Origin of the sequence: Bacillus sp. NEAU-CP5, from assembly GCF_026420705.1 — a bacterium.
GTDB classification, from domain to species: domain Bacteria; phylum Bacillota; class Bacilli; order Bacillales; family Bacillaceae; genus Bacillus; species Bacillus velezensis.
The window spans coordinates 1-1,049 of sequence record NZ_JAPMOV010000016.1; the positions used below are offsets into that span (position 1 = coordinate 1).

Consider the following 1,049-nt stretch of genomic DNA (forward strand, 5'->3'; position numbering starts at 1 on the left):
GCCGGCTGGGAGAAAGATCCTGTGCGGATGATTGAAGCGTTTGCCTCAGAAAAGGTGACGACCGCGCATTTTATTCCGGCGATGGTCAACAGCTTTTTAGACGCGCTGGAAACAGAGCCTGCGGAAACAAGAACACACCTCGGCAGAACACTGACACGCGTGTTTGCCGGAGGGGAAGCTCTTTCACCGCTTACGGCTGCCCGGTTTGCCGATCTTCTGCCGGAGACCGTGCTTATTCACGGCTACGGGCCGACGGAAGCGACGGTTGATGCGGCGTTTTACGTCTGTGACCGAAAACGGGACAGCGGACGGACGCGGCTTCCGATTGGTAAACCCGTTCCGGGTGCCCGTCTGTATGTATTAGATAGCGGAGGAACCATCCAGCCTGCGGGCGTGGCAGGAGAGCTGTACATCGCGGGGACAGGGGTGGCCCGGGGCTATCTGAACCGGCCTGAGCTGACGGAGGAGCGTTTTCTCGATGATCCGTTTTACCCGGGAGAACGCATGTATCAGACGGGCGATATCGCACGCTGGACAGAAGACGGCCTAGTCGAATGGCTCGGACGTTCAGACGGACAGGTGAAAGTCCGCGGCTACCGGATTGAACCGGGAGAGATCGAAGCGGCGATCCGGCGCATCGACGGCATTCGTGAGGCGGCGGTCACCGCCCGGAACGAACACGGCGAAACCGCGCTTTACGCCTATATTGAAGGACGGGAAAGCGATGACGTGCGGGCGGAGCTTGCGACACGCCTTCCGGCCTACATGATGCCGGCTCAGTTCATAAAGATGAGCGAATGGCCGGTCACGCCAAGCGGAAAGCTTGACCGCCGCGCGCTGCCGGCTCCCGACGGAGCGGCAGACAGACAGGCGTACACCGCCCCGCGGAACGTCACGGAAATGAAGCTTTGCGCCCTTTGGGAAGAGGTGCTGAAAAACGGCCCCGTCGGCATCCGGGATCACTTTTTTGAGCGGGGCGGCCATTCGTTAAAAGCGACGGCTCTCGTCTCCCGCATCGCCAAAGAGTTCGGTGTTCAGGTGCCGTTACA

General features: G+C 60.3%; 1 protein-coding gene. It reads left to right on the forward strand.

The window, feature by feature from the left end; translation table 11 throughout:
• A partial coding sequence (locus tag OTK50_RS19835) for a non-ribosomal peptide synthetase (RefSeq protein WP_266122009.1) occupies positions 1-1,049 on the forward strand: 1,049 nt, incomplete at both ends.